The 14,528-nt window shown below is 65.1% G+C and carries 12 protein-coding genes; 9 read left to right on the top strand and 3 right to left on the bottom strand.

Going from position 1 to position 14,528, the window contains the following annotated elements; all coding sequences use genetic code 11:
* Positions 1-78 precede the first annotated feature (78 nt).
* The 8 genes from rsmB (at position 79) to QWL29_RS01790 (ending at position 8,320) form a co-directional block, all read left to right on the top strand.
* Positions 79-1,647, top strand: a complete 1,569-nt coding sequence (gene rsmB, locus QWL29_RS01825) for a 16S rRNA (cytosine(967)-C(5))-methyltransferase RsmB (RefSeq protein WP_305821179.1) — start codon at positions 79-81, stop codon at positions 1,645-1,647.
* Positions 1,648-1,705: 58 nt separating this feature from the next.
* The gene (locus tag QWL29_RS01820) at positions 1,706-2,269 is read left to right on the top strand and encodes a DUF4390 domain-containing protein (protein ID WP_229438187.1); all 564 of its coding nucleotides are present in this window, start codon (positions 1,706-1,708) and stop codon (positions 2,267-2,269) included.
* Between the two features lie 12 nt (positions 2,270-2,281).
* Positions 2,282-4,558: a sensor histidine kinase gene (locus tag QWL29_RS01815; protein WP_305821178.1), complete on the top strand. Its 2,277-nt coding sequence runs from the start codon at positions 2,282-2,284 to the stop codon at positions 4,556-4,558.
* A 51-nt stretch (positions 4,559-4,609) separates the two neighbouring features.
* The gene (locus QWL29_RS01810) at positions 4,610-5,338 is read left to right on the top strand and encodes a response regulator (RefSeq protein ID WP_305821177.1); all 729 of its coding nucleotides are present in this window, start codon (positions 4,610-4,612) and stop codon (positions 5,336-5,338) included.
* Complete coding sequence (locus tag QWL29_RS01805) at positions 5,335-5,739, top strand: P-loop NTPase family protein (protein ID WP_305821176.1); 405 nt, start codon at positions 5,335-5,337, stop codon at positions 5,737-5,739. Before QWL29_RS01810 ends, QWL29_RS01805 begins: the two co-directional genes overlap by 4 nt.
* 97 nt (positions 5,740-5,836) lie before the next feature.
* Complete coding sequence (locus QWL29_RS01800) at positions 5,837-6,094, top strand: BTH_I0359 family protein (protein ID WP_305821175.1); 258 nt, start codon at positions 5,837-5,839, stop codon at positions 6,092-6,094.
* A gap of 75 nt (positions 6,095-6,169) precedes the next feature.
* On the top strand, positions 6,170-6,940 hold the full coding sequence (locus QWL29_RS01795; protein WP_305821174.1) for a class II glutamine amidotransferase: 771 nt from the start codon (positions 6,170-6,172) through the stop codon (positions 6,938-6,940).
* Between the two features lie 105 nt (positions 6,941-7,045).
* Entirely contained in the window at positions 7,046-8,320 is a 1,275-nt protein-coding gene (locus tag QWL29_RS01790; protein WP_305821173.1) for an EAL and HDOD domain-containing protein, read from the top strand.
* Positions 8,321-8,549: 229 nt separating this feature from the next.
* On the opposite strand, the gene QWL29_RS01785 is transcribed toward QWL29_RS01790, so the two are convergent.
* Together QWL29_RS01785 and metH are read right to left on the bottom strand one after the other, a co-directional pair.
* A complete protein-coding gene (locus QWL29_RS01785; protein WP_305821172.1) occupies positions 8,550-8,915 on the bottom strand; it encodes an SPW repeat protein in 366 nt (121 codons plus the stop codon).
* 84 nt (positions 8,916-8,999) lie between these two features.
* Positions 9,000-12,779, bottom strand: a complete 3,780-nt coding sequence (metH, locus tag QWL29_RS01780) for a methionine synthase (RefSeq protein WP_305821171.1) — start codon at positions 12,777-12,779, stop codon at positions 9,000-9,002.
* A 249-nt stretch (positions 12,780-13,028) separates the two neighbouring features.
* Between metH and QWL29_RS01775 the strand changes: the two genes are divergently transcribed.
* Positions 13,029-13,259, top strand: coding sequence for a BrnA antitoxin family protein (locus tag QWL29_RS01775; RefSeq protein ID WP_305821170.1), 231 nt, complete (start codon positions 13,029-13,031; stop codon positions 13,257-13,259).
* 315 nt (positions 13,260-13,574) lie between these two features.
* Here the strand turns inward: QWL29_RS01775 and fmt are convergent, their stop codons facing one another.
* The gene (gene fmt, locus QWL29_RS01770; protein ID WP_305821169.1) at positions 13,575-14,525 is read right to left on the bottom strand and encodes a methionyl-tRNA formyltransferase; all 951 of its coding nucleotides are present in this window, start codon (positions 14,523-14,525) and stop codon (positions 13,575-13,577) included.
* Between the last annotated feature and the right edge of the window lie 3 nt (positions 14,526-14,528).

Raw genomic sequence — 14,528 nt, 5'->3', positions numbered from 1 at the left:
CCGCGGCTGCAAGCCAGCTTTAAGCACAGCCAAAGGCTGTACCGTTACAATGACGCCTTTCTGTATTGACCCGTCACCATGACCGACAAGCGCCCTACGCTCAGCATCAAACCCAAGTCCGGCAGCGCCGCCAAGCCGGCGCCGCGCAAGCCGGCCAATCCCGCGGCCCAGTACGCCAAGCCCGCCGGCAAGCCGGCCGCGCAGGGCACGAAACCAGGTGCAGGGCAGGGCAGGGCGCCCGAGGTCAAGCGTGCCGCGCCGCCGCCGCGTCCGCCGCGCGAACAGCCGCAGGACAGGCTGAAACCCAGCTACGAAGTGAAGCAGCAGTTCCAGCCCGACTATGTGCCGGACCTGCCGCCGGATTCGCTGGCGCTGGCCCTGCTGGGCGCGTCGAACGCCATCGCCCAGGTGGGCGCCGGCACCGCGCTGCCGCAGGCCCTGGCCCACGTCTTCACGACGTTTGGCGTGACGCCCCAGGCGCGCGGCGCGATCCAGGACCTGGCCTACCGCAGCATGCGCCAGATGGGCCGCAGCGAGACAGTGCTCGACCTGATGACGACCAAGGCGCCGGACGCGCCGCAACTGGCCGGCCTGCTGTGCTGCGCCCTGGCCCTGCTCGACCCGGCGCAAGGCGAGGCGCCGTATGAAGCCTTTACCGTGGTCGACCAGGCCGTCACGGCCGCCGCCAGCCACCCGGACTTCGCCCATGCCAAGGCGATGGTGAACGCCGTGCTGCGCCGCTTCCTGCGCGAGCGCGAAGCCCTGGTGGAGCAGGCGCTGGCCGATCCGTTCGCGCAGTGGAACTACCCGCAGTGGTGGATCGACGCCACCCGCGCCGCCTATCCGCAGGACTGGGAAGCCATCCTCGCGGCCGGCAACACCCATCCGCCGCTGACCCTGCGCGTGAATACCCGCAAGACCTCGCTCGCCGACTACCTGCGCGGGCTCGAAGAAGCCGGCGTGGCGGCCGAACAAATCGGCCCGCAGGCGCTGCGCCTGGCGCAGGCCGTGAACGTGGCCCAGATTCCCGGCTTCCACGATGGCCTGGTGTCGGTGCAGGATGCCGGCGCCCAGCTGGCCGCGCCGCTGCTCGGCCTGCAGGACGGCATGCGCGTGCTCGATGCCTGCGCGGCGCCGGGCGGCAAGAGCGGCCACATCCTCGAGCTGGCGGACGTGGAGCTGACTTCGGTCGACGCCGACCCGCAGCGCTTGAGGCGGGTGGCCGACAACCTCGGCCGCCTGGGCCTGGAAGCCACGCTGGTAACCGCCCAAGCGCAGACCCGGGACTGGTGGGATGGCCGCCAGTACGACCGCATCCTGGCCGATGTGCCGTGCACCGCCTCGGGCATCGTGCGCCGCCACCCGGATATCCGCTGGCTGCGCCGCAAGACCGACACACGCCAACTTACAACACTTTCCGCGGAGATACTCGACAATCTTTGGCAGATGTTGCGGCCCGATGGTAAATTGCTGTTTGTGACATGTTCGCTCTGGCCCCAGGAATCGGAGGCGCAGGCGGCCGCGTTCGCGGCGCGCCACCACGACGCCACCCGCCTCGATGCGCCAGGCCAGCTGCTTCCCGTGAGCGGCGCCGGGCTCGATCATGACGGTCTGTTCTATGCGCTCTTCCACAAGAAGGGTAGTTAGGAACGCTCCCGCAGCAATGCTCGATTATCTGCTCGATTAATTTAGGTTCCGGCCACCTGTGACTTTACGATTTTTCCGCCTCCTCGCCTGCCAGCTGCTGCTGGTCTTCGCGTGCGCAACGGCGCAGGCGGCCGACGGGATCGACATCACGATGGCAAAAATCGAGGCCGGCGACGACGGCTACCGCCTGGCCGCCAACTATTCCTTCGACCTCAGCCGCGAGCTCGAAGACGCCCTGCAGCACGGCGTCAAGCTCTACTTCACGACCGAAATCGAACTGGTGCGCCCGCGCTGGTACTGGCGCGACGAGCGCGCCGTGTTCGCCAAGCGCACGGTCAGCATTTCCTACGACGTCCTGCTGCGCCAGTACTACGTAGCGGCAGTCGGCAGCGTCCAGCAAACCTTCCAGACCCTGGACGAAGCGATGTTCCAGATCCGCCGCCCGGGGCGCTGGTCGATCGCGCCCAAGGGCGCCCTGAAGCATGGCGAGACCTACGAGGTCAGCCTGCGCATGTTCATGGACCGCGACTACCTGCAAAAACCGCTGCAGGTGAGCGCCTTTTCGAATGCCGACTGGCGCCTCGCCTCGAACAGGAAGACCTTCAATTACCGTGCCGAGTAAAGGGAGGCAGGCGTGAACCAGGCCCTGCGCTATGCGCTGGTGGTCGGCGGGGCGATCGTTTCGATCCTGCTGTTCCTGCTCGCCTCGGCTTCCGACAACTCCGGTTTCTTCGACCGCTACTATTCCTGGCTGCTGGGGCTGAACGCCACCATCGCCTTCCTGCTGCTGATCCTGGTGGTGGTGGCCCTGGGGCGCCTGTATTCGCGCTATAAAGCCAAGCGCTTCGGCTCGCGCCTGATGGCGCGCCTGGTGCTGCTGTTCGCCGGCATCGGCATCCTGCCCGGCCTGGTGATCTTCATGGTGTCGGTACAGTTCGTCTCGCACTCGATCGAATCCTGGTTCGACGTCAAGATCGAGGCGGCGCTGTCCTCGGGCCTGAGCCTGGGCCGCGCCGCGCTCGACGAAGCCCAGGCCGACCTGGTGGCCAGCGCCCAGACCGTGTCGGCGACGCTGTCGGGGCAGAGCGACTTCGGCGCCCAGCTGGCGCTGTCGCAGGCGATCCACGGCATCGACGGCATGCAGAGCGCGATGCTGCTCGACGCCGACGGCAAACTGGTGGCCAGCGCCAGCGAAGACCGGCGCGCCGACCTTACCCCCGATGTGCCGAGCCCGCAGATGCTGCGCCAGGCCGCCATGCCGGGCGGTTATGCGCGGCCCGAGGGCGGCATCGAACTCGACTTCCGCGAAGCCGGCAACGACAGCCCGAATGCGCTCGACGCCGCCACCGGCCTGCGCCTGCGCGTGGTGCTGGCCGTGCCCGAGCCGCCCGGCATGGCGCCGCGCTACCTGCAGATGATGCAGGCGGTGCCGGTGAACCTGGCCACGAATGCCGAGGTGCTCAGGAGCGCGTTCAGCGAATACCGCCAGCGCTCGGTGGCGCGCGAAGGCCTGCAGCAGATGTACATCCGGACCCTGACCCTGACCCTGCTGCTGGCGATCTTCGGGGCCATCGGCAGCGCGGTGCTGATCGCCGGGAACCTGGCCCAGCCGCTGCTGGTCCTGGCCGAAGGCACGCAGGCGGTGGCCGAGGGCGACCTGTCGCCGCGCCCGATCGTCGAGACCAGCGACGAACTGGGCACGCTGACGCAATCCTTCAATGCCATGACCGGCCAGCTGTTCGAGGCGAGGAGCGCCGTCGAGCGCAACCGCTCGGCCCTGCAAAGCGCCAAGGCCCACCTGGAGTCGGTGCTGGCCAACATGTCGGCCGGCGTGCTGGTGCTCGACGCCGAAGGCACGGTGGTCAACTCGAACGACGCCGCCTGCCGCATCCTGCAGATGGAGCACTGCAACCTGGCCGGGCCGCTGCACAAGATCGGCGGCCTGGAAGTGTTCGCCAACTGCGTGACGCGCGCCTTCTCGGCGCAGAGCGCGCAGTCGGCCGCCGGCAACGCGCGCCAGCGCACCCACTGGCAGCAGCAGATCGAGATTCCGCGCCCCGGCGAAGACCACGACACCATCCTGCTGACGCGCGGCTCGCGCCTGCCGGTGGGGGCGGGCAGCGGCTTCATCGTGGTGTTCGACGATATCTCCGACATGATCTCGGCCCAGCGCTCGGTGGCCTGGGGCGAGGTGGCGCGCCGCCTGGCGCACGAGATCAAGAACCCGCTCACGCCGATCCAGCTGTCGGCCGAGCGCCTGCAGATGAAGCTGGAGGACAAGCTGGAGCCGAACGACGCCGCCCTGCTGGCGCGCGCCACGAGTACCATCGTGAACCAGGTCGACGCCATGAAGCGCATGGTCGACGACTTCCGCGACTATGCGCGCACGCCGCCGGCGGTGCTCGAGCCGCTCGATCTGAATGGCCTGATCGAGCAGATCCTGAATTTGTACCTGGCCGAGGACGCGTCCGACATCATCCACGCCACGCTGGCGCCGGACCTGCCGCAGGTGATGGGCGACGCCACCCAGTTGCGCCAGGTGATCCACAACCTGCTGCAGAATGCCCAGGATGCGCTGGTGGACCGCGATCCGGATGCGCCGGCGCCACGCATCGACGTCGCCACCGAGATCATCCACTACACCGGCGCCAACGGCACGGCCGGCACCGCGGTGCGCCTGGCGATCATGGACAACGGCCCCGGCTTCGCACCGAAAATCCTGGCGCGCGCCTTCGAACCGTATGTGACCTCGAAGGCGCGCGGCACCGGCCTGGGCCTGCCGATGGTGAAGAAGATAGTCGACGAACATGGCGGCCGCATCGATATCCAGAACCGTCCGGACGGAAGTGGCGCGTCGGTATTCATTTTGCTGTTAAAGTTAGCACAAGAGGCGAACTTGGCCGAAGTGTAAATCAGGCATAAAATCACGAACGTTAAAACGGGCGGAGACGGAAGGCAAAAGATGGCGAACATACTCGTAGTTGATGATGAAATGGGCATCCGCGAGCTGCTCTCGGAAATCCTGGGAGACGAAGGCCACGCAATCACGCTGGCGGAAAACGCGCAGCAGGCACGCGAAGCGCGCGCGGCCGGCGCACCCGACCTGGTCCTGCTCGATATCTGGATGCCCGATACCGACGGCGTCACCCTGCTCAAGGAGTGGCAGCGCGACGGCTTGCTGACCATGCCGGTCATCATGATGTCGGGCCACGCCACGATCGATACCGCGGTGGAGGCAACCCGCATCGGCGCCCTGAATTTCCTGGAAAAGCCGATTGCGCTGCAAAAGCTGCTGAAGGCCGTGCAGCAGGGCCTGACGCGCGCCCAGGAAGTGGCGCGCGTGCCGAGCCCGCCGCCGCGTCCGGTCATGCCGCCGCCGGTGATGGAAACGGCGATGCCGGTGGCCAGCAGCCCGATGTATGCACCGCCGCCGATGCCGGCGCCGATGAACGGCGCGCGCGTGGGCGTGGTCGGCCACGGCGAAACGCAAGGCTATACGCTGTCGTTCGACCTGCCGCTGCGCGAGGCGCGCGACGCCTTCGAGCGCATGTACTTCGAGCACCACCTGGGGCGCGAAGGCGGCAGCATGACGCGCGTGGCCGAAAAGACCGGCCTCGAGCGTACCCACCTGTACCGCAAGCTCAAGCAGCTCGGCGTCGAGCCGGGCAAGCTCGGCAAGCGCGGCGGGTGACGGCTGCCGGCGCCCGCGCCGGCGCTTCCGCAGGTGGCGCCATCCCCATCGCCACCACCATCGTCACCGGGCCCGGCGCGGGCCGGCGCGAGGCGGCGATTGCCGCTCTCATCGATCCGACCGAGGAGGGCGCAAGCGCCGTCATCCTCGAAGGCCTGCCCGACGGCACACTCCTCCTGGAACCATCCTCCACACTGCTGCTCGCACGCATCGCGCCCGGTTGCCTTTGCTGCGCGGGAAATCTGGTGATGCGTGTTACATTGAATCGTCTCTTGCGCCGGAAGCCGACACGCCTCTTCATCGGCCTGGCCAGCGGCGAACACCTGGGTCAGTTGCGATCATGGTTAAGCAGCGCACCATACGATCAATTGTTATCACTGACGCCGGACCGGCACACTTGAAATCGGTTCGCGCAGCCCCACCTCTTCACTGAAGTCGAAGCCAGCCGCCCGCCGCCGCGTGGCTGGTCCAACACGCTGATCGAGAGAAGGAGTCATCATGAACATGATCTACAACAGCGAACAGTACAGCGTGGTCGAATTTGGCGTCGATCGCGACCTCGAAGCCCTGCGCTTCGGTGGTTACGAAATCGTCGACAAAGCCGGCCGTCGCGAAGCGTTCATCGGCGGCAGACTGGCGCAGTCGTTCCGGCGCGACGTCAACAATTTGATCGCCAGCGAGCCCACCATGGAAGAAATCGACGATTTCCTCGGTTCCTACGATACCCTGATGAGCCAACCGGTCGTCCTGCACTGATAGCACCTCATAAGCTCGCGCCGGCTCGGCTTGCCGGCGCCGCTTCGCTCCCCATGCCATGGTAAGCTGCCTGCCATGTGCCAACTTCTTGCAATGAACTGCAATGTCCCAACCGACATTGTGTTCTCCTTCACCGGCTTCGCCCACCGTGGCGGCCGCACCGACACCCACCACGACGGCTGGGGCATCGCCTTTTTCGAAGGCGCCGGCGTACGCCATTTCGTCGACCACCAGGCCGCGATCGCCTCGCCGATTGCCGAACTCATCAAGCGTTACCCGATCAAGTCGACGAATGTCATCGCCCATATCCGCAAGGCCACGCAAGGCCAGGTGGCGCTGGAAAATTGCCATCCGTTCGTGCGCGAACTCTGGGGACGCTACTGGGTCTTCGCCCACAATGGCGACCTGAAGGAATTCGCACCAAGGCTCGACGGCGCTTTCCGCCCGGTCGGCAACACCGACAGCGAACTGGCCTTCTGCTATCTGCTGCAAGAGCTGCGGCGCCGCTTCGGCGACAGCCTGCCCGAGCGCGCCGCACTGCATGCGGCCCTGCAGGAACTCGTGCGCGAGATCGCCGCCTACGGCACCTTCAACATGATGCTGTCCGACGGCACGGCCCTGTTCGCACATTGCTCGACCAAGCTCTGCTACATCGTGCGTCAGTACCCGTTCACCGCCGCCTGCCTGTCCGACGAGGATTTATCCGTCGACTTTTCCCAGGTGACCACGCCGAAAGACCGGGTCGCCATCATCGTGACGGAACCGCTGACCAACAACGAAAGCTGGACCCACTTTGCTCCCGGCGAACTGAAACTCTTCGTCGACGGCGCCCCCCTGGACGTGTAAGTTTGGCATTACGGCATCTTTTTTTGCCGTATGGCGATGCCAAAAATCCACTAATTGCTGAGAATCGGGTAGAGTGGGCGGCTTGAACATCTCCCCGGGAACGCGATGACCGATACCGCCAGCCTCGACCAGGCATCCCAGCCTCTGCAACTACGCAATTTCTACCTGGCGCGCCAGCCGCTGCTCGACCGCAACCAGGCCTTGTTCGGCTATGAGCTGCTGTTCCGCAATCGTGCTGATGGCAATGCCGATATCGATTCGGGTCTCGCCGCCAGCGCCGGCGTGCTGGCCCATGCGGCCCAGCTCGGCCTACCGCGCGCGGTGGGCGATGCCTGCGCTTTCCTAAACGTCGACACCGACGTATTGATGAGCGATATCTTCGCCTTCCTGCCGCGCGAGCGCACCGTGCTCGAACTGACCGCGTCGGTGGACGCGACCGACGCCGTGCTGTGGCGCCTGGCCGAACTGGCCGGCCATGGGTTCCGCTTTGCCGCCGAGGTGTCCAGCCACGGCAAGCGCCTGGGCCGCCTGCTGCCCCTGCTCGACTTCGTGAAGGTCGACCTGCGCGCAACGCCGGTGGTGAACATGCTGGCCATCGTGCCGCGCCTGCGCGGGACCGGCAAACGCCTGATTGCGGAAAAGGTCGAGAGCCAGGCCGAATACCGGACCTGCCTCGATCTCGGTTTCGATTACTTCCAGGGCTATTACTTCGCCAAACCCTCGGTGCTGGCCGGGCGCAAGCTGTCGCCCTCGCAGCTGGCGCTGATGGAGCTGATGCACCTGGTGACCTCGGACGCCGACAACATCGAGATCGAACGCGCCATCAAGCGCGACGTCTCGCTGGCGGTGAACCTGCTGCGCATCGTGAACACCCCTGCGGCCGGCCTGCGCCAGCGCATCGATTCGCTGAGCCAGGCCCTGATCGTGCTGGGCCGGCGCCAGCTGCAGCGCTGGCTGCAGATCATGTTGTATGCCGAACCCGCCAACCGTGGCCATACGCAAACGCCGCTGCTGATGCTGGCCAGCACCCGCGCGCGCCTGATGGAGCTGCTGGCCCAGCGCCTGCGCCCGGGGCAGCGCCAGGTGGCCGATGTCGCTTTCACGGTCGGCATCATGTCGCTGATGGATGCGCTGTTCTCGGTGCCGATGGCCGACCTGGTCGAGCAGATCCCGGTGAGCGAGGAAGTGGCCGCCGCGCTGGTCAAGCGCAGCGGCTTCTTTGGCGAACTGCTGCGCCTGGCCGAGTCGCTCGAGCGCATGGAAGAGGGCGACGAGATGCTGCCGGTGCTGGGCGAACTGGCCGACAGCGGGGATGAACTGGTCGAACTCGAAATGGCCGCCTTCGAGTGGAGCGACAAGGTGGTGCGCTACGCGCTGTAGTGGCTGGTGTAGAGTTTGCGAGCGATACGTCACTGCTACTGACTGCGGAGACACACGTAACCGCGTGGGCACGGAGTGCCCACGCTACGGTTGAGGCCGCTTCAGAAGCCGCATCAGGAGCCGCATCAGGAGCCGCATCAGGAGCCGCATCAGGAGCCGCATCAGGAGCCGCATCAGGAGCCGCATCAGGAGCCGCATCAGGAGCCGCATCAGGAGCCGCATCAGGAGCCTAAGTACCGATCCACTGCTGGTGCAGGTCCGGATCGGTGCGCATTTCCCACAAGCCCAGCACGATGGTGGCCAGCCCGACGATGAGCATGCTGGCGCTCATGGTGCGGTCGGAAATGACATCCACTAGCCACGGCGACACCGCCACCCAGGCACCCACCACGATGTTGACGAGCACGGCCCAGACGTAGGTCTTGTAGAGATCGAAAGCGGCGAGGGCGACGATGATGGCGCCTGCGATAAAGGCGTTCACCGCCGGCAGCGAGTCGCTCGGGTAGCCCAGCACCCAGGGTGAAACGAACAGCCAGACGCCCAGCAGCAGGATTGCCTGATCCTGCCAGCGCCTGGTGGAAAGATGTATTGCCATGATGTTCTCCTTGCGGGACCAAGGTCCCTGGAGTTAGGCAATGCAGTAGCAAAAAAGTTCGCTGATGCTGGCGAGCGCAGGCTGTTACGACAGGTTCGGCGCCAGGTGGCGCTCCACTTCCAGCTTGTCCATGCCGCGGCGCTGCGCCATGTCCTCGACCTGGTCGTCATTGATCTTGCCGACCACGAAGTACTTCGATTCCGGGTGCGAGAAGTAGAAGCCCGACACCGCCGCGCCCGGATACATGGCGTAGGACTCGGTCAGCTGCATGCCGATCTCTTCGGCCTGCAGGGTCTCGAACAGCTCTTTCTTGACCGTGTGCTCCGGGCAAGCCGGGTAGCCTGGCGCCGGACGGATGCCGACATATTCCTCGGCGATGAGTTCCACGTTGTCCAGGTCTTCGCTGCTGGCATAGCCCCACAGATCGGTACGCACGCGCTCGTGCAGCCATTCGGCAAAGGCTTCGGCCAGGCGGTCGGCCAGGGCCTTCAGCATGATCGACGAGTAATCGTCGTGCGCATCCTCGAAACGCTGCTCGTGCTTCTCGATGCCGAGGCCGGCCGTCACCGCGAACATGCCGATGTAATCCGCCACGCCCGATTCCTTCGGCGCGATAAAGTCGGCCAGGCACTGGTTCGGGCGCTGCACGCCATCCACCACAGGCTTGACGCCCTGCTGGCGCAGGCCGTGCCAGGTGAAGGCCACCTGCGAGCGCGATTCGTCGCTGTAGATTTCGATGTCGTCGTCGCGCACCGTATTCGCCGGCAGCAGGGCAATCGCACCGTTCGCCGTCAGCCAGCGGCCTTCGATGATTTTCTTCAGCATGGCCTGGCCTTCGGCAAACACCCTGGTCGCCGCTTCGCCCACCACCTCGTCGGTGAGGATGGCAGGGTAGGGACCGGCCAGGTCCCAGGTCTGGAAGAACGGGCCCCAGTCGATGTAGCGCGCCAGCGTGCCGAGGTCGACATTCTTGAACAGGCGGCGCCCGATGAACTTCGGCTTGACCGGCGCGAATTCGAGCCTGGCCTTGTTGGCGCGCGCCTGCGCCAGCGTCACCGTCGGCAGCGCCTTCTTGCTGGCGTGCTGGACGCGGATGCGCTCGTAGTCGGCCTTGATCTCGGCCATGTACTGGGCACGCGTGTCTTCGGTCAGCAGCGACTGGCCGACCGACACCGAACGCGAGGCATCCGGCACGTACACCACCGGGCCATCGTAGTGCGGCGCAATCTTGACGGCCGTGTGGGCGCGGCTGGTGGTGGCGCCGCCGATCAGCAGCGGAATCTGACGCTCGCGGAACCAGGGGTCGCGCTGCATCTCGCGTGCTACGTGGGCCATTTCTTCCAGCGACGGCGTGATCAGGCCCGACAGGCCGACGATGTCGGCATTCTCTTCCTTGGCTTTGGCCAGGATGTCCGAGCAGGGCACCATCACGCCCATGTTCACGATTTCGAAGTTATTGCACTGCAGGACCACCGAAACGATGTTCTTGCCGATGTCGTGGACGTCGCCCTTCACGGTAGCGATCACGATCTTGCCCTTCGGCTTGGCGACGATGCCGGTGCGTGCTTCTTCGCGCGCTTTTTCTTCTTCGATGTACGGCACCAGGTGGGCCACGGCCTGTTTCATCACGCGTGCCGATTTCACCACCTGCGGCAGGAACATCTTGCCCTGGCCGAAGAGGTCGCCGACGATGTCCATGCCGGCCATCAACGGACCTTCGATGACATTGATCGGGCGGCCATTCGCGGCCAGCACGGCCTGGCGCGCTTCCTCGGTGTCTTCGACGATCCACTGCGTGATGCCATGCACCAGCGCATGCGCCAGGCGCTTTTCCACCGGTGCATTGCGCCATTCCAGGTTCTGCTCCTGCTTGCCGCCGCCGGCCTTCAGGGTGCCGGCGATGTCGATCATGCGCTCGGTCGCATCGTCGCGGCGGTTCAGCACCACGTCTTCCACGCGTTCGCGCAGTTCGGCCGGCAAGTCGTCGTAGACGCCGACCATGCCGGCGTTCACGATGCCCATGGTCATGCCGGCCTGGATGGCGTGGTACAGGAACACGGTGTGGATGGCTTCGCGCGCCGGGTCGTTGCCGCGGAACGAGAACGACACGTTCGACACGCCGCCCGACACCTTCGCGTGCGGCAGGTGGGTGCGAATCCAGCGCGTGGCGTTGATGAAGTCGTTGGCGTAATTGTTGTGCTCTTCGATGCCGGTGGCGATCGCAAAGATGTTCGGGTCGAAGATGATGTCTTCCGGCGGGAAGCCGACCTTCTGCGTCAACACCTCATAGGCGCGCTTGCAGATCTCGATCTTGCGTTCAAAAGTGTCGGCCTGGCCCATCTCGTCGAAGGCCATGACGATCACGGCGGCACCGTAGCGGCGGCACAGGACGGCCTGGCGCAGGAATTCTTCCTCGCCTTCTTTCATGGAAATCGAGTTGACGATGGCCTTGCCCTGCACGCACTTCAGGCCGGCCTCGATCACGCTCCACTTCGAGGAGTCGATCATGATCGGCACGCGCGAGATATCCGGTTCCGACGCGATCAAGTTCAGGAAGCGCGTCATGGCCGCCTGCGAATCGAGCATCGCCTCGTCCATGTTGATGTCGATGACCTGGGCGCCGTTTTCCACCTGCTGGCGCGCCACCGACAAGGCTTCGTCGAACTGCTCGTTCAGGATCATGCGCGCGAACGCCTTCGAGCCGGTAACGTTGGTGCGCTCGCCGACGTTCACGAACAGCGAGGACTCGTCCACGGTGAACGGCTCCAGGCCCGACAGGCGCATCGCCACCGGCACATCTGGAATCGCACGCGGCGCGGCGGTCGACAGCAGTTCGCCGATGGCCGCGATGTGTTCCGGCGTGGTGCCGCAGCAGCCGCCGGCGATGTTGATGAAACCGGCGTCGGCGAATTCGCGCAGCAGGGCCGAGGTATCGGCCGGCAGCTCGTCGAAGCCGGTATCGCTCATCGGATTGGGCAGGCCGGCGTTCGGGTAGATGCAGACAAAGGTGTCGGCGATGCGCGACAACTCCTCGGCATACGGACGCATCAGCGCTGCGCCGAGGGCGCAGTTCAGGCCCACCGTCAGCGGCCTGGCGTGGCGCACCGAATTCCAGAACGCTTCCACGGTCTGGCCCGACAGGATGCGGCCCGATGCATCGGTGACGGTGCCCGAGATCATGATCGGCTTGCGTGGCGTTTCAGGGTGCTCGTCGAAATACAAATCGATCGCGAACAGCGCGGCCTTGCAGTTCAGGGTGTCGAAGATGGTTTCGACCAGCAGCACGTCGACGCCGCCGTCGACCAGGCCGCGCACCTGCTCGTGGTAGCTCGTAACCAATTGATCGAAGGTGATGTTGCGCGCCGCCGGGTCGTTGACGTCGGGCGAGATCGAGGCCGTCTTCGGGGTCGGGCCAAGGGCGCCGGCGACGAAGCGTGGTTTGTCGGCACTGGTGTACTTGTCGCAGGCAGCACGTGCCAGCTTGGCGGCTTCGACGTTCATTTCATAGGCCAGGTGGCCCATGTGGTAGTCGTCCTGGGCCACTCTGGTGGCGCCGAACGTGTTCGTTTCCAGCAGATCGGCGCCGGCCGCGAGGTAGCGCTCGTGGATTTCCTGGATCACCTGCGGCTGGGTTAGCGTCAGCAATTCATTGTTGCCCTTGACGAAGAGCTCGCGGTTGCCCGCGCCTGCCGGTGCGGCGAAATCCGCGAAGCGGCCGCTTGGCCCGCCGCGGTAGGCGGCTTCGTCGAGCTTGTACTGCTGGATGATCGTGCCCATCGCGCCATCCAGGATCATGATGCGGCGCGACAGGATATCGCGCAGCTGGCGTTCGATCGGGGAGGGGGCGTATTTCGGGGCAGTCATGGTGGGCTTTCAATAGACGTGCGCAAGGGCGGCACGGTTCGGGCGGTCTGAAATTATACGTCATCGGCGACCCGGCTTCCCGCAGCCGGCCCTGGCGGCAGCAGATTGTATCGTTATGTGTTTATGCCGACGATTGTTACATGACGTTACAAAACCCGGGTGTTTAGCAATTTTACGGATACATACAGCGACGACAATAAATAAATTCCATAAGGAATGTGGCACGTTTTAAAGAGACGGGATGATTGCATGAACAAAGAGTACGAACCCGATTGGGATCAGCCAGTGGTGCAGAACCATGTTGCAGCACATGGATCAGCAAGCAAGCAGCCAGTGGGCGTGAAGCAGATCGTGACGATCCGCCTTGACGTCGACATGCTGGAATGGTTCAAGGCGGCTGGTCCAGGTTACCAGACCCGCATCAATCAAGTTTTGCGCGAGCACATGGATGCGCAGCGCGCTGCGCAGGCAGGCAATTAATTGTCATCGAACGCGCCCATGGGCGCGTTTTTCATTTGGTGGTAAGGATTTTCGGAAGGCGATCTGACGCAAGGTCAGTCGTTACCGGTACAGGTGACCGTACGGTGGGCACTCCGTGCCCACGCGGAAGGTGGCACTGTGTAAGCGGTGTTAAGACCCGTCAAGCCGCGTGGTGTTGGCAGCGTCCCGGGCATGTCGCGAACGCGTCTTCAGGAACGCAAACGTTTCCGCCGCGCTCATCGGCAAACACGACGCAAGGTTCCGCGTGGGCACAGCGTGCCCACCGTACGTCGATACGTCACCGCCGCGTGCGGATCAAGCGAACATCTGCCCTTCAAGCGAAAAGCTCTTCAGGAACTCCGCCGCCGGCAAGCGCTTGCCGCCCGGTTTTTGTAACTCCAGCAAGCGCAGCGCACCTTCGCCGCACGCCACCACAATGCCATCCTGCGCATTCGCCGCCAGCACCTTGCCCGCCGGTCCGGAACCTTCCGCCAGCTGCGCATTCCAGATCTTGACCACCGTCCCGTTCACCGTACCCTGGGCCGCAGGGAAGGGATTGAACGCCCGCACCTTGCGCCACAGCTCCAGCGCCGGCAGCGCGAAGTCGAGCTTCGCTTCTTCCTTGGCGATCTTGGCCGCATAGGTCGCGCCGTCTTCCGGCTGCGGCGTCGATGCCAGTTCGCCACGTTCGAAACGGCGCAGCGCCTCGACGATCATGCTGCCGCCCAGCGCCGCCAGCTTGTCGTGCAAACTGCCGGTGGTATCTGCATCCTCGATCGCCACGCGCTCGATCAGCATCATCGGCCCGGTATCGAGGCCTTCTTCCATGCCCATGATGGTCACGCCGGTCTCCAGGTCGCCGCTTTCGATCGCGCGGTGGATCGGCGCGGCGCCGCGCCAGCGTGGCAGCAGCGAACCGTGGATATTGATGCAAGGCGCGATGTCGAGCGTGCTGCGCGGCAGGATCAGGCCATAGGCCGCTACCACCATCACATCGTAGTCGAGCGACCGCAGGCGCTCGTGGGCCGCGGCGGCTTCGAGCGCGCGCTGTGGGTCCTTGCTGTCGGTGCGCAGCGACAGCGGCTGCGCTACTTCGATGCCATGCTCGAGCGCCACCTGCTTCACGCTGGACGCCTGCAGCTGCATGCCGCGCCCGGCCGGGCGGTCGGGCTGGGTCAGCACCAGGGGAATCTCGAAACCGGCGGCAAGCAGGGAACGCAGGGCGACAGCGGCAAACTCCGGCGTGCCGGCGAAGACGACTTTCATGCG

The organism is Massilia brevitalea, from assembly GCF_030711405.1.
GTDB classification, from domain to species: Bacteria; Pseudomonadota; Gammaproteobacteria; order Burkholderiales; family Burkholderiaceae_D; genus Telluria; species Telluria brevitalea.
This window is presented reverse-complemented; position numbering and strand designations above follow the sequence as displayed.